Annotated in this window: 23 protein-coding genes, 1 pseudogene and 1 riboswitch; of the genes and pseudogenes, 16 read left to right on the top strand and 8 right to left on the bottom strand. The window is 37.1% G+C overall.

What is annotated here, in order from left to right; all coding sequences use genetic code 11:
- Positions 1-88 precede the first annotated feature (88 nt).
- From LO754_RS20435 to LO754_RS20380, 10 genes and pseudogenes are all read left to right on the top strand, one after another.
- Complete coding sequence (locus LO754_RS20435) at positions 89-661, top strand: DUF305 domain-containing protein (protein ID WP_024364510.1); 573 nt, start codon at positions 89-91, stop codon at positions 659-661.
- A 457-nt stretch (positions 662-1,118) separates the two neighbouring features.
- Positions 1,119-2,615: a class I adenylate-forming enzyme family protein gene (locus LO754_RS20430; RefSeq protein WP_081769928.1), complete on the top strand. Its 1,497-nt coding sequence runs from the start codon at positions 1,119-1,121 to the stop codon at positions 2,613-2,615.
- 203 nt (positions 2,616-2,818) lie between these two features.
- Positions 2,819-3,756: pseudogene (locus tag LO754_RS20425) on the top strand (C39 family peptidase).
- A gap of 87 nt (positions 3,757-3,843) precedes the next feature.
- Positions 3,844-5,073, top strand: coding sequence for an ATP-grasp domain-containing protein (locus tag LO754_RS20410; protein WP_231785161.1), 1,230 nt, complete (start codon positions 3,844-3,846; stop codon positions 5,071-5,073).
- Positions 5,070-5,771: a cysteate racemase gene (gene cuyB / locus LO754_RS20405; RefSeq protein ID WP_025220626.1), complete on the top strand. Its 702-nt coding sequence runs from the start codon at positions 5,070-5,072 to the stop codon at positions 5,769-5,771. The genes LO754_RS20410 and cuyB overlap by 4 nt, the downstream gene beginning before the upstream one ends.
- 148 nt (positions 5,772-5,919) lie before the next feature.
- On the top strand, positions 5,920-7,068 hold the full coding sequence (locus LO754_RS20400) for a DEAD/DEAH box helicase (protein ID WP_231785160.1): 1,149 nt from the start codon (positions 5,920-5,922) through the stop codon (positions 7,066-7,068).
- A 1-nt stretch (position 7,069) separates the two neighbouring features.
- A complete protein-coding gene (locus LO754_RS20395) occupies positions 7,070-8,299 on the top strand; it encodes an aminopeptidase (protein ID WP_024364516.1) in 1,230 nt (409 codons plus the stop codon).
- Positions 8,300-8,331: 32 nt separating this feature from the next.
- A complete protein-coding gene (locus LO754_RS20390; RefSeq protein ID WP_231785159.1) occupies positions 8,332-9,264 on the top strand; it encodes an SGNH/GDSL hydrolase family protein in 933 nt (310 codons plus the stop codon).
- Between the two features lie 264 nt (positions 9,265-9,528).
- On the top strand, positions 9,529-10,686 hold the full coding sequence (locus tag LO754_RS20385) for an exonuclease SbcCD subunit D (RefSeq protein ID WP_024364518.1): 1,158 nt from the start codon (positions 9,529-9,531) through the stop codon (positions 10,684-10,686).
- Positions 10,683-13,763 carry an AAA family ATPase gene (locus LO754_RS20380; RefSeq protein ID WP_231785158.1) on the top strand — a complete coding sequence of 1,027 codons (3,081 nt, stop codon included), beginning with the start codon at positions 10,683-10,685 and terminating at the stop codon, positions 13,761-13,763. The genes LO754_RS20385 and LO754_RS20380 overlap by 4 nt, the downstream gene beginning before the upstream one ends.
- Before the next feature lie 102 nt (positions 13,764-13,865).
- Here LO754_RS20380 and LO754_RS23555 read toward each other — a convergent pair whose 3' ends face one another.
- Together LO754_RS23555 and LO754_RS20375 are read right to left on the bottom strand one after the other, a co-directional pair.
- Positions 13,866-13,988 (bottom strand): hypothetical protein, encoded by a 123-nt coding sequence (locus tag LO754_RS23555; protein WP_255313776.1) that lies wholly within the window; start codon positions 13,986-13,988, stop codon positions 13,866-13,868.
- 28 nt (positions 13,989-14,016) lie between these two features.
- Complete coding sequence (locus LO754_RS20375) at positions 14,017-14,349, bottom strand: magnetosome magnetite crystal formation protein family (protein ID WP_029747430.1); 333 nt, start codon at positions 14,347-14,349, stop codon at positions 14,017-14,019.
- A gap of 126 nt (positions 14,350-14,475) precedes the next feature.
- Positions 14,476-14,583, top strand: a riboswitch (TPP riboswitch).
- A gap of 125 nt (positions 14,584-14,708) precedes the next feature.
- Between LO754_RS20375 and thiT the strand changes: the two genes are divergently transcribed.
- Both thiT and map read left to right on the top strand, forming a co-directional pair.
- The gene (gene thiT, locus LO754_RS20370) at positions 14,709-15,269 is read left to right on the top strand and encodes an energy-coupled thiamine transporter ThiT (RefSeq protein ID WP_024364521.1); all 561 of its coding nucleotides are present in this window, start codon (positions 14,709-14,711) and stop codon (positions 15,267-15,269) included.
- A gap of 246 nt (positions 15,270-15,515) precedes the next feature.
- Positions 15,516-16,271, top strand: coding sequence for a type I methionyl aminopeptidase (gene map / locus LO754_RS20365; protein ID WP_024364522.1), 756 nt, complete (start codon positions 15,516-15,518; stop codon positions 16,269-16,271).
- A gap of 27 nt (positions 16,272-16,298) precedes the next feature.
- Here the strand turns inward: map and LO754_RS20360 are convergent, their stop codons facing one another.
- Entirely contained in the window at positions 16,299-17,012 is a 714-nt protein-coding gene (locus LO754_RS20360) for a hypothetical protein (RefSeq protein ID WP_024364523.1), read from the bottom strand.
- A gap of 206 nt (positions 17,013-17,218) precedes the next feature.
- On the opposite strand from LO754_RS20360, the gene LO754_RS20355 reads away from it, so the two are divergent.
- Both LO754_RS20355 and LO754_RS20350 read left to right on the top strand, forming a co-directional pair.
- Positions 17,219-18,046, top strand: a complete 828-nt coding sequence (locus LO754_RS20355; protein WP_024364524.1) for a polyphosphate kinase 2 family protein — start codon at positions 17,219-17,221, stop codon at positions 18,044-18,046.
- Positions 18,047-18,159: 113 nt separating this feature from the next.
- Positions 18,160-18,750, top strand: a complete 591-nt coding sequence (locus LO754_RS20350; RefSeq protein WP_051147783.1) for a GNAT family N-acetyltransferase — start codon at positions 18,160-18,162, stop codon at positions 18,748-18,750.
- A 302-nt stretch (positions 18,751-19,052) separates the two neighbouring features.
- Here the strand turns inward: LO754_RS20350 and LO754_RS20345 are convergent, their stop codons facing one another.
- From LO754_RS20345 to LO754_RS20335, 4 genes are all read right to left on the bottom strand, one after another.
- Positions 19,053-19,802, bottom strand: coding sequence for a class I SAM-dependent methyltransferase (locus LO754_RS20345; RefSeq protein ID WP_024364526.1), 750 nt, complete (start codon positions 19,800-19,802; stop codon positions 19,053-19,055).
- A gap of 227 nt (positions 19,803-20,029) precedes the next feature.
- Positions 20,030-20,590 (bottom strand): beta-class carbonic anhydrase, encoded by a 561-nt coding sequence (locus LO754_RS20340; RefSeq protein WP_024364527.1) that lies wholly within the window; start codon positions 20,588-20,590, stop codon positions 20,030-20,032.
- 183 nt (positions 20,591-20,773) lie between these two features.
- A complete protein-coding gene (locus LO754_RS23550) occupies positions 20,774-20,908 on the bottom strand; it encodes a hypothetical protein (RefSeq protein WP_255313775.1) in 135 nt (44 codons plus the stop codon).
- Positions 20,909-21,050: 142 nt separating this feature from the next.
- Positions 21,051-22,286 (bottom strand): aminopeptidase, encoded by a 1,236-nt coding sequence (locus LO754_RS20335; RefSeq protein ID WP_231785157.1) that lies wholly within the window; start codon positions 22,284-22,286, stop codon positions 21,051-21,053.
- Between the two features lie 199 nt (positions 22,287-22,485).
- Between LO754_RS20335 and motA the strand changes: the two genes are divergently transcribed.
- Positions 22,486-23,289, top strand: a complete 804-nt coding sequence (gene motA, locus LO754_RS20330; RefSeq protein WP_024364529.1) for a flagellar motor stator protein MotA — start codon at positions 22,486-22,488, stop codon at positions 23,287-23,289.
- Positions 23,273-24,049: a flagellar motor protein MotB gene (motB, locus tag LO754_RS20325; protein ID WP_024364530.1), complete on the top strand. Its 777-nt coding sequence runs from the start codon at positions 23,273-23,275 to the stop codon at positions 24,047-24,049. Before motA ends, motB begins: the two co-directional genes overlap by 17 nt.
- An 88-nt stretch (positions 24,050-24,137) precedes the next feature.
- On the opposite strand, the gene LO754_RS20320 is transcribed toward motB, so the two are convergent.
- On the bottom strand, positions 24,138-24,359 hold the full coding sequence (locus LO754_RS20320) for a DUF1128 domain-containing protein (RefSeq protein WP_024364531.1): 222 nt from the start codon (positions 24,357-24,359) through the stop codon (positions 24,138-24,140).
- Between the last annotated feature and the right edge of the window lie 97 nt (positions 24,360-24,456).

Genomic DNA, 24,456 nt, shown 5'->3' with positions numbered 1-24,456 from the left:
CCTTGGCATTATTACCGATTTTGGTGGTACAAATGTCTATCACACAACAACCTATTTGGCATACATTACTCTGAAAGGAGTGTGTCTAATGACCAAACCAATTCCACTTAGTAATGTAACACAGGCATATTTAGAGGAAAACAAAAGAATAATCAACAAGATGATGCAAGGGATGACGTATGTCACGATAACATGTAGCATATCCGAAAACTTCATCAAACAAATTATTCCATATCAAGTAGCCGCTATTAAAATGTCCGAAAATGTTTTGCAATATACAACGAATATCCCCGTTCAAAATTTCGCATTAGAAGTGATCAAAACGCATACTGAAATAGTAGATAGTTTAGAAGCAATACAAAACAGATGCTGTATCGTCCAAAATTCAGAATATGAATTATATGAATATATGTGTACATTTAAAGATATTGCTGAAACAATGTTCCAAGCATTATGCTCACCACCAACTTCTAATAGCATCAATGTAAATTATCTACAAGATATGATTGTTCACCATCAAGCAGGTGTACGACTCGCCCAAAATGTTTTAAGATTCTGCATATGCCAAGAGTTAATACCAATACTTCAATGCATGATTCAAACACTATGTTGTCAAATTGATGAAATGCAAAAATTACTTGATGGGCTACAAGATTGTTAAAAATTAAAACGCTAAAATTGTTCGCAATTTTAGCGTTTTAAAATATTATAAATTTCTAAAATAAACTAGAAAAGAAATTTTTCGCAGTATTGGCAATTGGCTTCGATATAATCAATAGCTTTAGTTATAGCCGCTATTCCACTAGTGAAAACTTCCATTACTAGTCAACTGCAAATAGATTCCTTTTTGATTTAATTTCAGTAGACGTTTTTCGCAAAGCAATGAAAGCACTTGTTGTTTCTATCTAGTTCTAAACAAACGAAAAAATAATACGTCGAAGAATATTCTGTGACATCACTTACATATTTTGAATGTGTAGAAAATTGCTTCAACGTTACCAGCTTGTTAAAATAGTTTATGTAATCTAAATTTTCTGAATTTTGTTAGTATAATTTTCTTTTATTACTTGTAAGGGAATGGACAAGATTAGTAACGAAAAATAATGAGGGGGTTTATGATGACGATGTTTATGACGGATATTTTACAACATTATGCTACACAGCAACCAGATGCTATTGCGACAATTTATGCCCAACAAAAAGTAACGTATAGTGAGTTTTATAAGCATACAGAAAGATTTGCTGCGTATTTGCAACAACAGGGCTTTGAAAAAGACGATGTCATTGCATTATATACACTTAATTCTGATTTATTTTTAATTGCTTACATGGGTATTCAGTTAGCCGGTTTTGTTGTAATGCCTATTAATACGAAGTTAGCAGCACGGGAAGTAGACTTTATTGTCAAACACTCTGAAGCAAAAGGGCTTATTTATGATGAGCGCATAGCCGAAGTATTAGCAGATGTTAGCTATTCATTTCAACATATAATCGGTTTAAAGGAAATGAAAGAGGTTATCGAAAACTGTCAGGGACAAAGAACAATTACCCCATTACATGCGAATGATACGGCAGTTGTTATGTATACGTCCGGTACGACAGGCAAGCCGAAAGGTGTCATGCTAACGCATCAAAATATAGCATCGACGGCGGCTATTTGGTCAGCATCAATGACTATGACAGCTCAAGATAGGATGTTTATTTGTACGCCATTGTTTCATTGTGCGGGACTGCATGTATTTGCGATGCCGATGTTTTATAAAGGTGGAACCGTAATGATAGAGGAAAGCTTTTCACCTATAAATACATTAGAGCAACTTGCTAAAACGCAGGCGACAATATTCTTTGGTGTCCCTTCCATGTATACAATCCTATTAAATACACCTGCATTTAAGAATCATAGCTTTAACGATTTACGTCTATTATGTTATGGGGCGGCTCCGATGCCATATGAACTTGTCAAGCAAGTGAAAGAGGCATTACCGAATGTAAACGTGCAAAATTTATATGGACAAACTGAAAATTCACCGGCTGCTACATCACTGTTAGACGCTGATGCATTAACGAAAATCGGTTCAGTCGGCAAACCGTTAGCACAGACAGAAGTTCGTGTAGTAGATAGTTTGGGAGAAACTGTACCAGCAGGCGAGGTTGGAGAAATTTGCGTGAGAGGGCCACAGGTGATGAAAGGGTATTTACGCAATGAGGAAGAAACGGCTCGAACAATTCGAGATGGCTGGCTCTATTCAGGTGATTTAGGAAGGTTCGATGAAGAAGGTTACTTATATATAGTGGATCGTAAAAAAGATATGATTATTCGTGGTGGGGAAAATATTTATCCAATTGAAATTGAAGAAGTTTTATATCAACTGCCAGAAATTTTAGAAGCAGCAGTTGTCGGTTTACCACATGAAGTATACGGTGAAGTACCAAAAGCCTTTGTTGTATTAAAGGAAGGAAAGGTGTTAGAGGAGGCTACGATTTTAGCGTATTGTCAAACACAGCTTGCCAAATATAAAGTACCTTTTGACATTGAATTTTTAGCGCAGCTTCCGCGCAATGCATCGGGAAAGGTGTTAAAACATACACTACGACCTAAAATAGCAACTACTTAAAGTAGCAGTAAGTGCACTAGTTTTGTCTAATCATTGAAAAGTAGCAGGATAAAATATGAACACCTACTAAATTAGCGTATAATGAGACTACGACAAATAGTAAAAATAGTATAGAAGATTGACTAATTCTTCGAAAGATAGGAGCGGAATTTGTCTTGTGGAGGGATTATAAACGTCTTTTAATCGTAGGGATTTTGATTATCATGCTACTTTCTGGTTGTAATCAATTTACAAAGCAGAGTCGACCTAAAAATGAATTAACAGTTTTGACGGTAGAATTTAATAGTGGTGCACCGATTCCTAATTTATATATAAAACTGACAGATGTGGAGTCTGGTAAGAAAATCGAAGAAGCGATGGGCTCTGATGAGGGAGAAGCAACTTTTACAAACCTTGTAGAAGGTAAGGAATATACGATTACTGCAACAACGCTCAATAACGTTGGTGACAATGATGGCTATACGACAATCGAAAAATTCACGTATGACGTGACCAAGCCCTATTACCGATTGCCAGCACATTCATCTAGAGCAGAACAGGAGCTAGCAGTTCCAGTCATTATGCAAAAGCCAGAACTTCCCCAAGGTTGTGAAATTACCTCACTAACAGCTGTTTTAAATTATTATGGTATGGATGTGACCAAGCTTGAAATGGCTGATACCTATTTGCCTAAACAGAATATTTATACAGCAGGTGGCCAGCGATATGGGCCTAATCCAGCTGTTGCCTACGCAGGAAATCCGCGTGATAAGGTCAATGGTATGTATGTCTTTGCTGCACCAATTGTGAAAGCGGCAGAAGCGGCGATTGCAGATAAGCAATCCAACTTGCGGGTAACGAATATGAGTGGTGCATCACAAAGTGATATTTTAGAGCTTGTTGAGGAGGGGTACCGGTTGTTGTATGGGTAACGCTTGATTTATCGACACCTAAAACAACTGGCAATAAAGGATGGGTTTATGAAGGAGAAACGTTGAAACGTGATGCGTACATAAATTTACATGCTGTCGTATTAACCGGTTATTCAAATAAACAAGTTGTCGTAATGGATCCATTGCAGGGCAATGTTTCATACAATGTAGATGAATTTTTTAAGAGCTATCAGGAGCTAAATATGCAAGCGGTAGCGGTTCATAAATAATGTTTTGAGGAGTGCTATAGAGCGCAGCTTGGATTGCACAAAAGTATGTTACACTAATAAATAAAAAGCTAAAGTGAGTTGAGTAGCATGGCCATTGAGCACACTTTTTTACCAGTTTTATTAGGCGATGAAATGAATGCTTACGGCATGGCACGAGCATTTTACGAGTCCTATGGCGTTAAACCACTTGCATTAAATCATACGAATATGGAAAAAATTCACCAAAGTGATTTATTAACTTTTCGTGAAGTACCAAGATTACATATTGAAGAGCGCTTTGTTGTTGCTTTACAAGCCATTGCAGAAGAATTTTCCGAAAAGAAGTTATTGCTTTTAGCCTGTGATGAGTTTTACGTAAAGAAAATCGTGCAGCATAAAGAGGAGCTATGTGATGATTATGTAATTCCCTATGTCGATGCACCGCTTGCCAATCAATTATTAACACGAGAAAGCATGTATCAGTTGTGCGAACAGTATGGTTTCCATTATCCTGATATGCATGTATGTACGGTAAATGATTACGAGGAATTGAAGACACTTGATTATCCAGTTGTCATTAAGCCAATGAATATGACGAAATACGCAAGTTGTATTTTTCCTGGTAAGAAAAAGGTATATATTGCACAAAATGAAGAAGAAAAAGATGCTATTTTCCAAGCAATCTATAAGGAGTCAGCATATCGCGATGACTTAATGGTTCAGCAATATATTCCAGGCGAAGATGCTAATATGCGTGTTGTGAATGCTTATGTTGGACAAGATCACAAAGTCAAGCTACTATCTGTAGGGAACCCCATTTTAGAAGAGCATTCACCAGATGGTATTGGGCGTTATGTCGCCATTATGACCACTTACGACAAAGAACTAATGGAGTGTGTGAAAACATTTCTAGAGGCGCTAAAATTTCAAGGCTTTGCTACATTCGATATGAAATTTGATGAACGTGATGGGTTGTACAAATTGTTAAGTATAGAATTACATAATGAACTATCGAATTATTATGTGACAGCAAGCGGCTATAATTTAATGCAGTATGTAGCGGATGATTTTATTCGAGGGAGTAAACAACAGCTTACATATGTGCAGAACAAGCACCTCTGGACGATTGTGCCAAATGGTGTATTATTTAAATACGTATTAAATGAAAAGCTTGTGATGGAAGCAAAGAGTTTAATTCGCCAAGGTTTAGCAACGGATTCTATTTTTAATTATAAAGATATGAATGCGAAACGTTGGTTAAATGTAACGCTTGAAAACTTAAGCTTTTTTCGCAAATATAAGAAATATTTTAACAACAAAGGTCTGTCTAACTCATGAAAAAACAAACTCTAGGTATAATTGGTGGCGTTGGTCCACTTGCAACAATGTTTATTGGCGAAATGATTGTAAGACGTACAAAGGCAACAAAAGATCAGGAGCATGTCCATACTATTATTGACAATGATACAAATATTCCAGATCGAACGGCTTTTATTTTGGATAATACAAAGGAAAACCCTGTTCCAGTATTAGTTGAGGATGCAAAAAAACTAGCTTCTGTTGGAGCGAATTTAATTGCGATTCCGTGTAATACGGCGCATACCTTTTATGATGAATTAGCGCAAGGCTCTCCAGTTCCTGTGTTGCATATGATTCGTGAAACGGCGAAACGTGCGCATGATTTAGGGGCAAAGCGCGTTGGTATTTTAGCGACAACCGGTACGTTAACTTCAGGTATGTATCAAAGCGCTTTAGAGGAATATGGTATTACACCAGTTATACCAGATAATCCTATGAAAGAAAAAGTGATGTCAATCATTTACGATTATGTGAAAGCTGGCAAAGATGTAACAAAAGAAGATTGGCTGCCTATCGAAGAGGCAATGTTGGCTTTAAATTGTGATCGTATCGTACTAGGATGTACAGAGTTATCTATCGTCAATCGAGATTTAAAATTATGTGATAAATATATAGATTCATTAATCGTTTTAGCGGAATGTGCTATTGTAGCATGTGGTTATGAATTAGTGGATTAACATGTGGCTCACCTGTTGAAAAAGGGTGAGCCTTTTCCATACAGGTCTTACATCAAAATAACGCGAACAATCTATTTAGCAGGAAAATGCTTGTGCACAGTTAGTGTGTTAAACTAGTGTCAAGCAGGATAATAAGGTGGGAATTAACATGTCAGTAATTAATTTATTAAAAGAAGAATTGCAAGCAAAATGGAACTTTGAAGAAGCAATGAAAATTCAAGAAGAAATGATTCCAGCAATGCTTGAAGGCAAAGATATTGTAGCAGAATCACCGACAGGATCAGGTAAGACATTGGCCTATATGTTGCCATTACTAAATAAAGTAAATGGGGCGAAAAAGCAAACACAGGGACTGATTGTTGCGCCGTCTCAAGAATTAGCAATGCAAATTGTCGAGGTTATCCGTGAATGGATTGCAGGTACTGATATTACAGTACAACAACTAATTGGTGGAGCAAACTCTGCAAGACAAATCGAGAAGTTAAAGAAGAAACCGACAATCGTAGTTGGTACACCAGGTCGCCTAAACGAATTAGTGCGTTCAGGGAAATTAAAGTTAAAAGAAATTGAAACAGTTATTTTAGATGAATGTGATCAGCTATTGAGCCGCGAGTATCGCGTTGTCGTAAAATCATTTATCGAAGGTGCGGCTTACGGGCGCCAAGTAGTTGTGGTTTCTGCGACAATTACGGAGGAAATTGAATTAGTCGCTAGCCGCATGATGTTTGAACCTTTACGTTTCAAAATTAAACCTGAAGATATGGTGAAGGTTGGCAAAGTTGTCCATTCATTTGTGAAAGTAGAAGAACGTGATAAAACGGACTTATTACGTAGAATGGCGCATACAGAAGGGTTACGTGCGCTTGCTTTTGTCAATAATATCGATCAATTATTAATGAAAGAAACGAAGTTACAATATCGTTCAGCGCCAATTGTTACTTTACATTCTGACATGAAAAAAGAAGAGCGTAAAAAAGCATTAGATGCATTTCGTAAAGGAGAAGCGCGTATTTTAATCGCCACTGATATAGCTGCACGTGGTTTAGATATTGCCGGTTTAACACATGTTATTCATGTCGATGTACCACGTACAATTGAACAGTATTTGCATCGTTCAGGCCGTACTGGTCGAGCGGGAGCAGATGGTGAAGTCCTTACGTTGTTATCATACAACGATGAAAAAACATATAAAAAGTGGACGCGTGAAGTTCCTGGCAAACCTGTGCAAAAAATATGGCACGATGGCAAGCTAGTAGAAGGTAATTCAAAAACAATTGGACAAAAGCGAGGGAAATAATATGACATTTGAAGAAAAATTACAAGCATATGCCGAACTTGCGGTGAAGGTTGGTGTTAATATTCAACCTGGGCAATACTTATTAGTTAATACTTCGGTGGAAGCAATAGACTTTGCGCGTTTAGTAGTGAAAGAGGCATACAAGGCTGGTGCTGGTCGTGTTCATGTGAATTTTTCAGATGATGAAATGGATCGCGCTTATTTCGAGCATGCGTCTGATGAAGAATTTAATCGTTTCCCCGAATGGGTTGTTAAAATGCGTGATGAGTTAATCGAACGCAAAGGGGCATTATTATGGATTGATGCCGCAGATCCAGACAAATTAACGGGTATTTCAGCTGAGCGATTAGCCACACACCAAAAAGTATCAGGTGCTGCATTGAAAAACTATCGCAATGCCGTGATGAAGGATTTAATCGCTTGGTCGATTGTAGCTGTACCATCAGCCAAATGGGCAGGAAAAGTATTCCCGAGTTTAGACGTGGAAAAACAAGTACCTGCGCTATGGGAAGCAATCTTTAAAACGGTGCATATTGGTGAAGGCAATGCGGTTGAAAACTGGCGTACACATGTTGCAAACTTAGAATCACGAGCTGCATTATTAAATAATAAAAAATATGCAAAACTACATTACACTGCACCAGGCACAGATTTAACGATTGCTTTAGCACCACAGCATAAGTGGTTAACGGGTGGGAGCAGAACACCTGAAGGTACTGTATTTATCGCTAATATGCCGACGGAAGAAGTGTATACCTTACCAATGAAACAAGGTGTCGAGGGGTATGTAAGCAATACCAAGCCATTAGTATACCAAGGCAATATTATTGATGGCTTTAAGCTTACCTTTGAAGAAGGAAAAATTATTGATGCACAAGCGCAAGTTGGGCATGATTTATTGCAAGAGTTAATCGCTGTCGATGAAGGATCTTGTTATTTAGGAGAAGTTGCACTTGTCCCACATGAATCCCCAATTTCAGCTTCAGAGATCTTATATTTTAATACATTATTTGATGAAAATGCATCCAACCATTTAGCGATTGGTGAAGCGTATCCAACTTGTTTAGAAGGTGGAAGAGATTTAGAAAATGGTCAACTTGAAGCATTAGGTGCCAATATTTCAGTAACACATGAGGACTTTATGATTGGTAGCGGCGACATGGATATTGACGGTATTTTACCAGATGGCACTGTGGAGCCAATTTTCCGTAAAGGTAGCTGGGCTTTTTAATAGATTAACGACATTTATTGTGAGGTGAGCAGATGAAACGACTAATAAGCCTAGTAAGTATAACTGTACTTTCGTTAACACTTGGTGTTTCATCTGCCTTTGCACGTGGTGAAAATTATGTAGCACTTGGAGATTCCTTAGCGGCAGGTCAAACACCGTATCAGGAAATTGATGCAGGTTATAGCGATTTGGTTGCGATGCGATTAGGAATGATTGGGCAATTGAATCACTATACAAAGCAGCTCGCTTTTCCTGGTTTCACAACGGCAGATGTTTTAGAGCGTGTTAAGTCTGAAGAAGCAAGCGCGCTACTAGCCAATGCAACGCTAATTACTATTTCCGCAGGTGCCAATGATTTACTACGTCTTGTGCAGGTTAACCCATCAGCTGGTACGTTAACATTTTCACAGCTTCAAGTAGATTTTGCGTTAAATAGTGCGCGAAAAAATATGGCGGATTTATTAGCTGAGTTGAAATTACGTGCACCCAATGCCAAAGTCTATGTCATGGGCTATTATTTTGCCTATCCCACTGTACATGCAACACAAAAAGAGGGAACGAATGCACAGCTCTTAAAGTTAAATACGATTTTAGAACAACAAGCTGAGCAGGCAGGGATGACTTATGTTAATGTCTACGATGCTTTTGGCTTGCAAGCTACTCACTACTTGCCAAATATAGCAGATGTCCATCCTAATTTTGAAGGATATCGTCAAATGGCAAATGCCTTTTTAAAATCGTATAGCGGTAGTGATGGCTTAGCTATTTCTACTACAGAGTTGCCTAAGCCGAACCCCATGACATTTCAGGAAATAATGGAGAAACAAGCAGAGTCCAACGAAAAACCTGTAGCGGAACAACAAGAGAAAGTCGCAACCGTCAGAAGCCTTCAAGGTTTTATTGGCTATGCTACTTTTATAGAAAAGGTCAAAGCCAATCAATCCATACAGCCACAACGAATTTAAGTGGAAAAACACCAAGAACAAAAGTATGCTAAGTACATAAATTGCCACCTATTAGGAGCAATTTAAACAACTTAGCATACTTTTTTAGTGCCACTGTTTGTGTGCCTTGTGCGGGTGCCAGTCACCCAAACGATTCTGAATTTAACGGGTGTCTGGCACCGAAACAATTCTGAATTTAACGAGTGCCAGTCACCCAAAAAGGAATATAGTTGCATGCATGATAAAATAAAAGAAAAGCAAAACAAAACAGGAGGTGCATAGACAATGAAAATATTCCATACAGCCGATTGGCATTTAGGAAAACTTGTACAAGGTATCTATATGACCGAGGATCAGCGTTATATTTTACAGCAATTTTTGCAAGCGATTGAAGAAGAACAACCTGATGCAATTATTGTAGCAGGCGATTTATATGATCGTTCAATGCCACCTGTAGAGGCCGTTAACTTATTAAACGATGTTTTCGCAGAAATTGTACTTGAAAAGAAAATTCCGGTGTTAGCAGTTGCCGGAAATCATGACAGTGCAGGACGATTAAATTTTGGTAGTCGTCTTATGCGAGATAGTGGGTTACATATCGTAGGGCAATTCACAAAAGAACATTCACCAATCGTTCTAACAGATGAATTCGGTGAGGTGCATTTTCACCTAGTGCCATATGCAGAACCAGCCTCCGTACGCACTATTTTAGAAGATGATACGATTCAGTCACATCAAGATGCAATGCAAAAAATCATCGCACATATTCAACAAACGATGGATACAACAAAGCGGCATATTTTTATTGGACATGCTTTTGTGACGAAATATGGCTTTGAAGAAGATAATACAAGTGATTCGGAACGGCCGCTATCCATCGGTGGGTCAGATTGCGTGGACGCTGCCCTATTTGAACATTTCAACTATACGGCACTCGGCCATTTGCATAAAGCTCACTTTGTACTGAATAACACAATCCGTTATGCAGGTTCACCGTTGAAATATTCGTTGTCGGAACATTTGCATGAGAAAGGCTTTTTAATTGTAGAGCTAGATGCTAATGGACATGTAGAGGTTAACAAACGCAAGCTTGTGCCAAGACGTGATCTACGAGTGGTGGAAGGCTTCATGGATGATTTATTACAACTACCACCATGTGATGATTATGTCTTTGTACGATTAACAGACACGACACCTGTAGCCTCACCGATGGAGCGAATCCGTACTGTTTTTCCACATGCAATGCATATTGAACGTAAAGCATCACGAATACAAGTAGCCCAAGAAATACAAGCTGTTGAAACGGAAAAAGTAGAGGATATTGACTTGTTTCGTGGATTTTATGCAGATGTTTTGGGCGATCAACCTGATCCAGAAACCGAGCGTTTGTTTTTAGAGATGCTACAAGAATTATTAGATGAGGAACGGGAGGCAGTGCGATGAAACCACTCAAGTTAACGATTACTGCTTTCGGTCCATATAAACATACAGAAGTGATTGATTTCCAACAGCTTGGAGAGTACCGTTTATTTGCTATTTCAGGCAAAACAGGCGCTGGGAAAACAACGATTTTTGATGCGATTTGTTATGCGTTGTATGGTGCAGGAAGTGGTGAAGATCGTCAGGATACAGCTATGCTTCGGAGTGGCTTTGCTGCGGATGATGTTTACACCGCAGTAGAATTGGTATTTGAAATGCGCGGTAAAGTGTATCACATTTTACGCCAACCAGGTCATATTAAAGCAAAAAATAAAAGTGTCACTGGAAGAAAAGTTGAATTAGCAGAAATAAAGGATGGTAAATTTGACTTTAGTATAGTGGAGAAGCAGCAAACAAATGAAGTAGATAAAAAACTGCTTGAAATTATAGGGCTAACAAAAGATCAGTTTAGTCAAATTGTGATGTTGCCCCAGGGGGAATTTCGCAAATTATTAACTTCTGATTCCTCCAATAAAGAAGTCATTTTACGTAAAATTTTTAAAACAGATCGTTTTAATGCAATGACCAAAAAACTAGATATCAAAAGAAAAGAAGCAGAAAAGGATGTCGAGCGTGCCCAGCAATTGAAAGAACATTTACTTGGACAAATTGCAGGTGCATTACCACAACGGTCATCAACACTATTTATTTGTATAAGCAATAATACGGATAATATGCATCAACTAAAAAATGCCCTTGAAGAAGAGCAATTCTTTTATAATGCTAGTATCCAAACGGAACAGGTTCGCTATGAAGAAGCCTATGCGCATCATCAAAAGGAACAAGAATATTACAGTATGGCGAAAGCGCTGAACGAGCAGTTCGAACAACAGGAGCAACGACAAGCCCATTTGCAAATGCTGTTACAACAACAACATTTATATACAGCGAAGGAACAGGAAATACAATTAGCTGAACAAGCGGAGCGTCTTCTTACTTTTGAACAACAGTGTGTAGAATTACGGACAGAACAAAATCATAAGGAACAACTTTATCAGCAAGCGACAATAAATCATCAAAACGCTTTAGCACAACTAGCAATAGCCCAGCAATTATTTTCAGAGGAAGAAGCGAAAGAACCAGTGCGTCAGCAAATATTGCAACAAGAAATGCAGCTATTAGCGCTGTTACCAAAGTTTGAGGCATTTGAGCATAATCAGCAACAACTAGAAATAACGCAACAACTTGTTGATAATGCTAAACGTGCAGTAGCAGATAATCTAAACATTTTAGAAAAAGAGCAAACCCAACTTCAAGAGTTAACAACAACCATTGAGCAATATGAAAAACAAATGGAGCCCTATGCGGGTTATTTAGAACAACTTCCTAAGCTTAAAGAACAAGTCACATTATTAGCTCAATTGGAAAAATATGAGCAAGCGAGTGAGCTAGCTGAGCAAGCGTTTCAAAGGGCGCAACAGCTCTATCAAGAAAGTAATAAAGCGCTACAGACTAAGGAACAACAATGGATTACCAGTCAGGCAAGTATTTTAGCAGCCAAGTTAAAAGATGGCGATGCTTGTCCAGTTTGTGGCAGTACAACACACCAATTAACACATAGTGAGCCACTAGCAGTCGTGGATGAAGTGGAGCTGGAAACAATCCGCGCGACAGCTCATGCAAATGAGAGAAATTATTACGAAAAAGAAGCAACAGTCAAAACAACAAAGCAATTGCTTCAAGAGGTGGCTGAACAGGTAGAAGCTAGCCATATATCACTAGCTGATCGAGTAGATCTTACAACTTCATTACAATTCATTGAGCAACAAGTTACTGTTTTAAAAATCGTTAACGATCAACTATCTATCGCACGGACTAAGCTAAAAGAGCAACTGGCAAGAAATGAACAATTACAACACAAACAAGTCCAGTTAGAGCACTATTTTGCCGAGCAGTCGAAAGAATTAATTAAACAGCAAGCAATTGTAGAAGAACAACAAAAGTACATTCCTGAACATGTAAAGTCATTGCAACAATTAAAGCAAACAATGGAAGATATAAAATCGCAAAAGAATGCATTACAAGCAGCATGGAACGCGAGCCAGCATAATCTACAAGCAACAAAAGAAGCGTCACATAAAGCAGCTATAGCAGAAGAACTGGCAAAAAAAGCCTATGAGGAATTGCAAAACAAACTGAATGAAAAACGAGAACAATTTGTCACAAGCATGAACAATGTAGGTTTTACAACATATGAAGCATATGCGGCGGCAAAGCGAAGTGTTGTACAAATCGAGGAATTACGTAAAGCGTGCCGGGATTACGCTTTACAACAGCACTCTTTACAGCAACAAATCTTAGATGGAGCACAACATCTTGAAGGAAAAGAGAAGCAAAATTTAACGATATTAGAAGACAAGCTTGAGATGCTGCGAGCTACATCTGAAGAAGCATTTAAAATATTGCAACAGACGAAAAATTATGCAACAGCATGTGCTGACTTTATTGTTAAAGTTGATGAAACGGCGAGGGAAATGCGGATACTCGAAAAAGAAGCTGGCCGTGTAAAAGAACTTTACACCGTGTTGAATGGTCAAAATCCCAAGAAATTGTCATTTGAGCGTTATATTCAAATCAATTATTTAGATAAGATTACAGCAGCAGCCAATCTTCGTTTATTCCATTTATCAAATGGACAGTTTGAATTGCGGCGCTCTGATCGCTTGGAGAAGCATGCCAAGCAAAGTGGGTTAGGGTTAGATGTGTATGATGCTTATACGGACCAATTAAGAGATGTAAAAACATTATCTGGTGGGGAGAAGTTTAATGCATCATTAAGTCTTGCATTAGGTATGGCAGATGTTATTCAAAGCTTCCAAGGAAATATTCAGATTGAAACGATGTTTATCGACGAGGGCTTTGGTTCTTTAGATGAGGAAGCGTTAAATAAAGCAATTGATACGTTAATTGATTTACAAGATTCAGGAAGAATGATTGGTGTTATTTCACATGTAGCCGAGTTAAAAGCCGCAATGCCAGCCGTTTTACATGTTGAAAAAACGTTAAGTGGGCATAGTACAACACACTTTGAAGTAAAGTAGTGCCAGTCACCCAAACAATTCTAAATAAAACCCACTTGCACTGTGTGGTGTAAGTGGGTTTTGTGTGCCAGTCACTCAAACAATTAAAAGAAGTCAGTGCACCTATTTTCTGCGTGTTGATACGTAAGGTGTTGTCCCTTTTTTTGCAGCAACTACTTTTTTGACAATAGGAATGACAATAGGTGCAAATTTTATAGCGGTTTTCACTACTTTTGATACTTTCATGAATACGACATCTCCTTAGTACTAAATTTTAACGTATAACTCGTACAGCTTGCACAATATTCCAAATAACAATACCTAATGATACGAGTAAATAAATTGCAAATGAAGCAAACCAAATGATAATGAATGTATTCCCATTTGAAGAAGGATCAAACGTGTTCAATGACATTGAAGAAAATATAGAGATAGCAAAGAAAATGATACCCAAGACTAACGGAATCAAGTGAGAAATAAGTGCTCGAATGGAATGTCTTTTGACTTCACTATCTTTTGAAACAAAGTAAACGACTAATGGAACGACAAATGGTGCAATAAAAACACTGAGATAACTAAACGCAGATAAAACTTTTTGATTCTCCATAATTGTTCCTCCCTTTTTAATATTTACGCATAGAAAGCGTAAAAGTTTCAAAAAAATAATTGAGGAAAAGGTTGTAATACCAAAGGTGTTTGCGTACAATGAGGGTGTTCAATAAAAATGAGATGTAACGACCACAAGGGGAGCTGATGATGTCAGCTGAGACTGGGCACGTAATGCCTTTACTCTTTGAACCTGTAAGTTAACACTTGCGTAGGGATGTGGATAGAAACCGACACTTTTACGATGTGAGGCTCTGTCCTGGCATCGTTTTTTTATGCCGGATTGAGGTGCACATCCAAATAATTGTTTTCTATTCCTGCTCTTGTATCCTACATCGGAACAAAGGAGAGAATAATAGTATGGACAAAAAAAGATTACTCATGCTGGTGGAGATTGCAATTTTTGCAGCGGTAGGGCTTGTGCTCGATCAAGTTTCTTTTAAAGTATGGGCACAAGGTGGCTCGGTAAGTTTAGTCATGATACCAATTATTTTAATGGCATTTCGTTGGGGTCTTTTGTCAGGGCTTACAACAGGTCTATTAATTGGTGTGCTACAAACAATGTTTGGTGCTTATATTGTGCATTGGCTTCAAGGATTACTAGATTATGGGGTAGCCTTTACTGTAGTAGGTTTAGCGGCAATCGTTCGTGAACCTGTATTAAAAGCCGCAACAGCACTCAACAAAAAGAAAATGGCTCTGTACATAGTGATGGGAACAGTGTTAGCTGGTTTTTTACGCTATCTTGCACACACGATTGCAGGTGCAGTATTCTTTGCGGAGTATGCGGGCGATCAAAATGCATGGATTTATTCAATTATTTATAATGGAACATATATGCTACCAGCAACTATTTTAACAGCTATTGTCGGTGTTCTATTATTTACAGCAGCGCCACAATTAATGCAACGAAAATTATAAATGAATGGAAATAGTATGCTAAGAATCACTTAGTATACTATTTTTTTTATATCGAGAACAATCAGTTTAAATGAACTGTAGAGAAAGGCTGTTTTAATGTCTAAAGACTTTTAAAATCGTCTGTTTTTTCTATGAGTAGCACTTATGAAATTCTATTGGCATAGAATAATTAAAGCTTTTGGCGTTATGCACATAAAAAGTTATGTTATATTAAAGAGTAGATATTAGATGAAAGGGACGTTAAAAATGATTGTAAAAACCCAAGAAGAAATTGAAGCCTTTAAAAAAATTGGTCGCATTTGTGCGGAAATTCGTGAGGCGATGAAAGCAGCTACAAAACCTGGTGTGACAACACTTGAATTAGATGAAATTGCAGGACGCATGTTTGCTGAAGCAGGAGCTATTTCAGGTCCTAAGGGAGAGTATGATTTCCCAGGCTACACTTGTATTAGTGTCAATGAAGAAGTTGCCCATGGTATTCCAGGACAACGTATTATTAAAGAGGGAGATATTGTTAATATTGATGTATCTGGCTCTTTAAATGGTTACTTTGCAGATACAGGTATTTCTTTTGTAGTAGGCGAAGGTTATGAGGATAAAGAAAAACTTTGCCGCGTAGCAAAAAGCGCTTTTGATCGTGCAATGACAAAAGTAAAAGCTGGTTCGAAATTAAACCAAATTGGGAAAGCGGTAGAGCGTGAGGCTTATGCCAATGACTTAACAGTTATTATGAACTTAACGGGTCATGGATTAGGTCGTTCATTGCATGATGAACCAAACCACATTTTAAACTATTATGATGCGTGGGATTCAACAATTATGAAAGAAGGCATGGTGTTAGCTGTAGAGCCATTTATTTCAGCAAAAGCAGAGCATATCGTTGAAGCTGGTGATGGCTGGACATTTATCACGCCTGATAAATCTTTAGTTGCCCAAATTGAGCATTCGATTATTGTAACAAAAGACAAACCAATCATTTTAACTTCATTAGATGAGCAATAAGACGAAATAAAAAACCTGCTTACCGATTTATTTTTGGTAAGCAGGTTTTTTTTTGACGAATAGAATACCAACAACAAGTACCCCACATAAAAATAAGGCTGCTGTCGTCACAAGCAACTCGTCAAGATGATTATGAAATGCAATGCCAACGAATGCCCAAATGAAAACGCTAGGATAGACAATATCAAAATGATGATAACGTATATGTAAGGCAATCACGACACCAATTGTCAGTAAAATAACTGCCCAAAGTGGATTGCTAAGACCAAAGCCATTCCATTCATAAGAAGTTAACGTAAAACTCGTATTTGTCATCAATAAAAATGTAGACCAAGCAAAGTAAAGTGAAATCGGAAGGCGGCCAGATAATGCATTATTGGAATGTGAGTACGTATTGTAAAGGAAAAATAAGTATAGTACTAACATTACTGTACAGATGAAAAATACTATGAATAATTCATAATGCCAAAATAAAATAGAAATCGCTTGTAAAATACATACATTGCTAAAGAGAACAGTCTGTTTTATAGTTGTCTTTTTAAAATTCATAACTAACCAATAAGCGAGCAAAATGTAAATGACTATCCATATCATATAACTAATATTAATAGGTGCAAACATTACGGGAAAACGATTTGAGATTTCTAACGAAGATTGACCATTTATTTTTATAAAATAGGATGAAAAGGTTAGGATGAGTGAGACAATATACGTTATTGTCATTAAAATAAACTTAGGCAAGGTTTCCTCTCCCTTCGTGTTAAATTGTATAGGGAAAAGACAAATAAGTATAGGACTGTCACAGAATATCTATTTTATTATAGCGGAAAATCCTTACAATGTATCAAGTGAATTTGTTGAAATTATCTACAATTTACCATTTGGATATGCATCCAAATACTTCTTTAGTACAATAGAAATATCCAATTTGAAGGAGTGGAATTTTAATGACCCAAAATCTAAAAAATCTTGACCTATCGATTGAACTAGATAAAAAAATGTATAAAAAGAAATTAAAAGTACTCCAATATGAAATGTTAAATGCACAGCAATTTTTACTAAATAATAAAATCGGACTTATTCTAGTATTTGAAGGAATGGATGCTGCTGGTAAGGGAGGCGCCATTAAACGTCTTATTGAACGGGTAGACCCTAGGGGTTACGTTGTTCATCCAATTTCAGCACCACAGCCTCACGAATTACGCTATAACTACTTGCAACGTTTTTGGAGAAAATTACCGCAGCATGGTCAGATTGCCATTTTCGACCGCTCTTGGTATGGACGAGTGCTAGTAGAGCGTATCGAAGGATTTGCAAATAAGGAAGAATGGTCTCGCGCGTATGAGGAGATTAACAACTTTGAGAAGATTTTAACGGCTGGAGACTACATTGTTATAAAATTCTGGTTACATGTGTCAGACGAAGAGCAATTGAAGCGCTTTAATGAGCGTGCGCAAGATCCATATAAATCATGGAAGTTAACAGATGAGGACTGGAGAAATCGCGAAAAAACACCAGAATATATCGCAGCAGCGAATGATATGTTTGAAAAAACAGACAAGAAAAATGCGCCATGGGTTTTGGTAGCAGGAAACGATAAAAAACATGCACGTGTACAAGTGCTACAAGAAACGCTTGCACATATTGAACGCGAGGCGCAAAAGCGTGGTTTACATTTAACAAATGTTTTAGACAAGTCCCAATTAGAGGATGCAGAATCATCTAGTATGGAACTGTTAGAAATCCAATCAAAAGAACAAGTGAAAAATAAATAAATAATATGATTGATGCTGTGATAACAAGACAGGAGCTGTTTTGGTTGTAGCAGCATCTTTTTTTACATACAATGAACATGTACTGACAATTATCGGAAGGCTTGTGGAGAGAAATGGTGCTAAAAATTTGGAATTTATTAAGGAAAAAGGGTGGAAATGTGGTCTCGATTCAGGGGGAGAAATGCTACGTTCGCACATTCCAAGAAAAAGATGCACAAAGTTTAACGGGTCTTGTAAGTCGAAACAAATATTTTTGGTCTACATATGAACCGTTACAGCGACCTGAATACTATACAGTTGATGCACAGTATAAAAAAATTCAAGAAAGTTTATATTTAATGAGCTCAAAGAGAGAATTTACTTTCGGCATATATGAGCAAGGTACAAATAATTTAATAGGTCACATCGCGTTGTATGCTATCAAACGTTTACCGTATTCAAGTGCCTTTGTTGGTTATGCGATGGATGAAATCTATATAGGAAAAGGAATTGTAACAGAAGCAGTAGAATTGGTTGTACAATTTGCCTTTGAACAAATAGGGCTACATCGTGTGGAGGCGTATGTATCGACTGAAAATAACGCTTCGATTCGGGTGTTGGAGAAATCAGGATTTCAACGAGAAGGCTTATTAAGAAAATTATTGTATATCAATGGACAATGGGTAGATCATTATATGTATGCTCGCCTAGAGCCATCATCATGAATACACAACGAGTTATAATAAAGTGCAAAAAGTGTTAGATGACTGCTATCAATCTAACACTTTTTTGCTGCGCCATTGTTGTCCGCTTCGGCTGTGCTTTCCGCTCAGCACAGTAACCCACAACCCTCTGCTTGCGCGCAGAATGCCCTCGTCTTACGCAGTGTGCGTTCTGGGCAGGAGTCACCGCCTATGCTACCAACAATTAATGCTTACTTCTAATTAAAGAATGAATAGCTAAGGTTTCGTTAATTGTACTAACACCTTTGTTACATTATCATTTTTTAGAACCTAAACTAGCAAAATCATTTAACAGCTTCAAAGGTGATGGTTTGATTTCGGTCTGTAGGATATTGCTTATAACAATAATCCGATGAAATAACGATATCTTTAAAGCCAATTTGCATTAAAAGCCTTTTAAATTCTTGAATTCCATACCATTTTAAGGTAAAAATTTCAAATTCGCTTTCGATACATTTGCCTTCTTTCCATTTATCATAACGATGGTGGGTAGTTGTCGTTTGTTCAATATAATTGATTGCAGATTGTGTTATTTGCAATGTAATCAATTCATCTTGCTTATTTGTAAACGTTCGATATTGAGAGCTACCTTCATGAAAATCTGGTTGCAAAAATATATCGACTATCAATCTTCCATTTGGTTCTAAATGATGATAAAAATTAGATAGACTAGTCATAGCTTTTTCATCATCAGTAATTAATAAAAATGTTCCAGTAGGGATAATGATTGCTTCATAAAGTTGATCTGATTGGAATGTCTCCATATTTGCTTGATAAATAGTTGCTTCTTTCTGTGCCTTTTTTAGATTGCCTCGACAGTAGTCTAACATTTCCTCGGATAAATCAAAGCCTTCAATAGCAAAACCTTGTTCAAGTAAAGGAATTAAAATACGTCCTGTTCCAACAGCTGGTTCTAATATTTTTCCTTTGACATGCTGAAGTCTGTCGCTATAATATTCGACATCACCGAATGATGTGCCGATTGGTTTATCTAGGTTATAAACTTCTGCTGAAATCGAATGATAAGTATACATATTGTCCTCCAATTATTGTTTACTTTTTATAGTATTATTACATAAATTTACCTAATTATTGTGTGAAACGCAAGATATGTTCAATAAAAGGAATGTCTACTACATTATTTACAGCGATATAATTTGCGAAAGCATTAAAAAATGTGTCTATCATTCGATACGATAGACACATTTTTAATTATATAGAAAGCTTTTCTGCCAAAAACGATGCCTTTGGCGTTAACGTTTTATTTACTACCGTCGTCAATTAAATCAAGGCGACCAGTATTTGGATCAATAACTAAACCGTGAACAGGCACACTATCAACCATTAACGGGTGATTACGAATTGTATCGACACTTTTCTTCACGCTAGTCGCGACATCACCGAAACCGCGTAAGAAATCTTTTAAATCAATACCAGAGTACTCCATCATCTTAATGGTTTCTTCTTTAATACCTCGGTCTACCATTTGGTTAAGCATTGCATCTGGATCAACTGCGCTCATACCACAGTCATAATGCCCAACTACATACACCTCATCAGCTTGCAGTCCATAAACCGCAACGAGTAAACTACGCATTACTGCACCGAATGGGTGACTTACTAAAGCACCAGCACTTTTTACAATTTTTACATCGCCGTTTCTTAAGTTCATCGCTTTAGGTAATAGCTCTACAAGGCGAGTGTCCATACAAGATAAGACAACGATGCGCTTATCTGGGTACTTCGTTGTAATAAAAGGCTCATATTTTTTTTCTTGAACGAAATCTTCATTAAACTGTAAAATATCTTTTAACATTGTCATGAAAGTTTGCTCCCTTCCCTAATGAAATATTTTAGAGCAAAAATGTAAATATGCAAATAATAATGACAATATTCGCGCAATTTTTATGAAAAAAAAAGAAGTTTGGTAAATTATTTAGCGAATCTACTATGACATATTTATAAACGAAAAAAACAGCTACATAAAGTAGCTGTTTTTATATGATTAATATTTTTCTTTTGGTTGTGGATCTACAGTTACAGAAGATTTGCTATCTAAACCAACTTGTAGATAGTGGATAAAGAATCCCATAGAAATTAATAGTACGGCTGAAAAGCCAAGTACAGTTGTAATGAACATTATAAAAGCTCCTCTCTACTTAAATAATCTACTATATGAACTACTCTAATTATACAATAGGTTGCTAGGAAAATGTAAGGATAATTTATGACATCCATAAGATACCTAGCCTAGAATAATAGTAATAGGACTGACTATTTACTTAAAAGGCCCAGTTGCCATTGCGGAAAATTGGTTCGATTTGACCATCAACAGCAATGCCGTCAATATCCATATTAGCACAGCCAATCATAAAGTCAACATGCGTTAAACTTTGATTTAGACCGTGAGACAGCAAATCTTTTGCTGACATTTCTTTACCACCTTCTATACAAAAGGAATAGGCATTGCCTATAGCTAAATGATTAGAGGCATTTTCATCGAATAATGTATTGTAAAATAATAATCCGGATTGTGAGATAGGCGATTGGTGGGGAACAAGTGCTATTTCCCCAAGATACTGTGCACCTTCGTCTGTTGCAACAAGGGATGCTAATATATCTTGTCCTTGCTGTGCTTGTATATCGACAATACGACCATCTTTAAATGTTAATGTAAACTGATTGATAATATTTCCACTATAGCTTAAAGGTTTTGTACTTGAGACAAAGCCATTGACACCTGTTTTGAGTGGGGCTGTAAAAACTTCTTCTGTTGGCATATTTGCCATAAATGCATTGCCATATATATTGACACTACTGCCACCTGTCCAAATATGCTTCTTTGGTAGCTCAATCGTTAAATCTGTTCCCGGAGCTTGATAGCGCAAGAACTTGAATTGTTTCTTATTTAGATAGTCGGCTTTGTTATGTAACTGTTCGTCGTGAGTTTTCCAAGCATTGACCGGTTCATCTTGGTCTGTGCGTGTAGCAGCAAAGATTGCTTCCCATAATGCTTCTACTTGCTGTTCTTCTGGTAGTTGAGGGAATACTTTGGCTGCCCATTGTTTAGAAGGAGCAGCAATAACTGTCCAGCTAAATTTATCTGCTCGCATCATAGTATAGTAGTTAGCGAGTGCTTGACCTGAGGCTTTTTGGAAAGTCATAATTTTTTCATGATCGATATCCTTTAAAAGGTCTGGGCTTTGTGAAACGATGCTTAAAAAGGCAGCACCTTGTTCTGCAAGCCATTCACGCTCTTGAATTTTCCATGGAGGATAAAAATCAAATGAGTCTTTTGGAGCTTTTTCATAACGTGTGCGCACAAGTCGATCATCTGATAAATCAACAAAAACCTGTTTTGCACCATTTTCATAAGCAATTTTAGTAATTATTTCAGCTAATTTTAAGTTATCGGTCGAACAACTCACATAAAGGAATTGATTTTTCTGGATATTTACTCCTATTTTCACGGCTAATTCGGCATATCTTAGTAATTTTGTGTCAAATGATAATAACAAATTCTTAACTCCTTTCGATAAAAGACAATTTCGTGTATTATTCTTAATTCAATATAATCAAATATGGTCGAAATGTGAATAAAAAGCATTTATTTCATCGAAAAATTAGTGAAATACATTTATACTATATAATATGTTTATTTAAAATATGGAAAATAGGACGAAAATAAGTAAGTATAGAAGATTTGGAGGTTCTAAAATGGATTTATCGTCAGTAGTAGGGATAATTTTAGCGTTTATCGCACTGTTAACAGGGATGGTGTTAAAGGGTGTAAACTTAAGTGCCTTTTACAATCCAGCGGCTATTTTAATTATCATCTTCGGTACAATATCAGCTGTAACAATTGCCTTTCCTATGAAGGAACTAAAGCGGGTACCAAAGCTATTTAAAATTCTTTTTAAAGAAACAAAATTAGCAGATGATATTGAAATTATTAAGATGTTTTCACAATGGGCTGATTTAGCACGTCGTGAAGGATTGTTAGCCTTAGAAAGTAAGGCTTCAGAAATTGAAGATCCATTTTTAAAAAATGGTCTTACATTAGCAATCGATGGTCAAAACGCCGATTATATCCGTGATGTATTAACGGAAGAAGTAGAAGCGATGGAAGACCGACATACAAGTGGTGCAGCCATTTTTACACAAGCAGGTACATATGCTCCGACATTAGGGGTACTCGGTGCGGTAGTAGGGTTAATCGCAGCGTTAGCAGATATGAATGATATTGATAAGTTAGGACATGCCATATCGGCTGCATTCATGGCAACATTATTAGGTATCTTTACAGGTTACGTACTATGGCATCCATTTGCCAACAAGTTAAAACGTAAATCAGCAGTTGAAGTAAAGCAAAAACGTATGATGATTGAAGGCATTCTTTCTGTATTAGAAGGGGAAGCGCCACGTGTTATTGAACAAAAATTATCTTCTTATTTAACGATGGAAGAGCGTCGTCAAATTTCGGGTGAAAGCGGGGCGGGCGGCCTTGGCAAAGAAAGCTAAGAAAAAAAAGCATGAAGAACATGTTGATGAGTCTTGGTTAGTACCATATGCTGATATTTTAACGTTATTATTGGCGTTATTTATCGTACTTTTTGCATCTAGTTCAGTTGACCAAGAAAAATTAGATCGTATGTCGGCAGTGTTTAATCAAGTATTTGATGGTGGGACGAGCTTCTTAGAACAACCATCTCCAATGCAAACACCAAATGCAAATAATGATCAAACACCACAACAGCCACAGCAAAACTCAGCGTATTTAAAGGATCAACAGGATTTAGCTGAAATTAAAGATAGTGTCGATAATTTTATTGCAGTCAATGAGATGGAAGGTCAATTCGCAACGGAAATGACAGATGAAGGTTTACTTGTTACTATTCGCGATAGCATTTTGTTTGATCCAGGACGAGCTACTATTAAACCTGAGTATAATAAAATTGCTAGTGAACTTGCAGGCGTATTAGTGTCTGACCCAGCACGTAGTATTGTCATTACTGGTCATACAGATAACGTACCGCAAACAGGTCCTGAGTTTGCTTCAAACTGGGAATTATCGGTAATGCGAGCAGTGAACTTTTTAAAAATTTTAGTGGATAGTAATTCAAAACTTGATCCGGTTTATTTTAGTGCAAAAGGATATGGTGAATATAAAGCCATTGCACCGAATAATACGGCTGAAGGGCGCGCGAAAAATCGTCGTGTGGAAGTATTAATTCAACCACTTGTTGCTGAAGATGGCTCTGCTGCGAAAAATACGCAGTAGTCAAAAGAAAAAGCTATTAGCAAATGACTTAAAGGTCCTTGCTAATAGCTTTTTTAATGTAGAGAGGTAAAGTTACAGGGCATTGCTATTATTTGCGTAAAGAGCCCAATTCAGCAACGATAGCCTGCATTTCACTAGGGCTAAATGTGTCACGTTTCATAACCATTTCGTATAGATAGACTAAATCTTCATAATTTGCTTCATCAAAATTCTCTGATTTCATGGCATCTACATTGACCATGCGAAGCTTATCTTTCATTTGATCGACCATATAAATAACGTTTTCTTTTGACGATATAGATAAATCCATTCAATTAACCTACCTTTCATAATCCTAGCCAATATCATTTCATTGAATAAAAAAAATGTCAACACTGTAATTGGGCGTTGCTTTAAAAATAGACTGT

Source organism: Lysinibacillus sp. GJ-1 (assembly GCF_021166035.1).
Lineage (GTDB): Bacteria > Bacillota > Bacilli > Bacillales_A > Planococcaceae > Lysinibacillus > Lysinibacillus sphaericus.
Note: the sequence above shows the minus strand (reverse complement) of the source record. Positions and strands in the feature narration are given on the sequence as shown.

Bases quoted from the DNA above. Each gene is read 5' to 3' on its own strand.
- LO754_RS20380 (WP_231785158.1), top strand. From the start codon at position 10,683: ATGAAACCACTCAAGTTAACGATTACTGCTTTCGGTCCATATAAACAT.
- LO754_RS23555 (WP_255313776.1), bottom strand. From the start codon at position 13,988: ATGAAAGTATCAAAAGTAGTGAAAACCGCTATAAAATTTGCACCTATT.
- thiT (WP_024364521.1), top strand. From the start codon at position 14,709: ATGGACAAAAAAAGATTACTCATGCTGGTGGAGATTGCAATTTTTGCA.
- LO754_RS20435 (WP_024364510.1), top strand. From the start codon at position 89: ATGACCAAACCAATTCCACTTAGTAATGTAACACAGGCATATTTAGAG.
- LO754_RS20430 (WP_081769928.1), top strand. From the start codon at position 1,119: ATGACGATGTTTATGACGGATATTTTACAACATTATGCTACACAGCAA.
- LO754_RS20355 (WP_024364524.1), top strand. From the start codon at position 17,219: ATGACCCAAAATCTAAAAAATCTTGACCTATCGATTGAACTAGATAAA.
- map (WP_024364522.1), top strand. From the start codon at position 15,516: ATGATTGTAAAAACCCAAGAAGAAATTGAAGCCTTTAAAAAAATTGGT.
- cuyB (WP_025220626.1), top strand. From the start codon at position 5,070: ATGAAAAAACAAACTCTAGGTATAATTGGTGGCGTTGGTCCACTTGCA.
- LO754_RS20375 (WP_029747430.1), bottom strand. From the start codon at position 14,349: ATGGAGAATCAAAAAGTTTTATCTGCGTTTAGTTATCTCAGTGTTTTT.
- LO754_RS20345 (WP_024364526.1), bottom strand. From the start codon at position 19,802: ATGTATACTTATCATTCGATTTCAGCAGAAGTTTATAACCTAGATAAA.
- motA (WP_024364529.1), top strand. From the start codon at position 22,486: ATGGATTTATCGTCAGTAGTAGGGATAATTTTAGCGTTTATCGCACTG.
- LO754_RS20395 (WP_024364516.1), top strand. From the start codon at position 7,070: ATGACATTTGAAGAAAAATTACAAGCATATGCCGAACTTGCGGTGAAG.
- LO754_RS20390 (WP_231785159.1), top strand. From the start codon at position 8,332: ATGAAACGACTAATAAGCCTAGTAAGTATAACTGTACTTTCGTTAACA.
- LO754_RS20410 (WP_231785161.1), top strand. From the start codon at position 3,844: ATGGCCATTGAGCACACTTTTTTACCAGTTTTATTAGGCGATGAAATG.
- LO754_RS23550 (WP_255313775.1), bottom strand. From the start codon at position 20,908: ATGTTCATTACAACTGTACTTGGCTTTTCAGCCGTACTATTAATTTCT.
- LO754_RS20400 (WP_231785160.1), top strand. From the start codon at position 5,920: ATGTCAGTAATTAATTTATTAAAAGAAGAATTGCAAGCAAAATGGAAC.
- LO754_RS20385 (WP_024364518.1), top strand. From the start codon at position 9,529: ATGAAAATATTCCATACAGCCGATTGGCATTTAGGAAAACTTGTACAA.
- LO754_RS20350 (WP_051147783.1), top strand. From the start codon at position 18,160: ATGGTGCTAAAAATTTGGAATTTATTAAGGAAAAAGGGTGGAAATGTG.
- LO754_RS20340 (WP_024364527.1), bottom strand. From the start codon at position 20,590: ATGACAATGTTAAAAGATATTTTACAGTTTAATGAAGATTTCGTTCAA.
- LO754_RS20320 (WP_024364531.1), bottom strand. From the start codon at position 24,359: ATGGATTTATCTATATCGTCAAAAGAAAACGTTATTTATATGGTCGAT.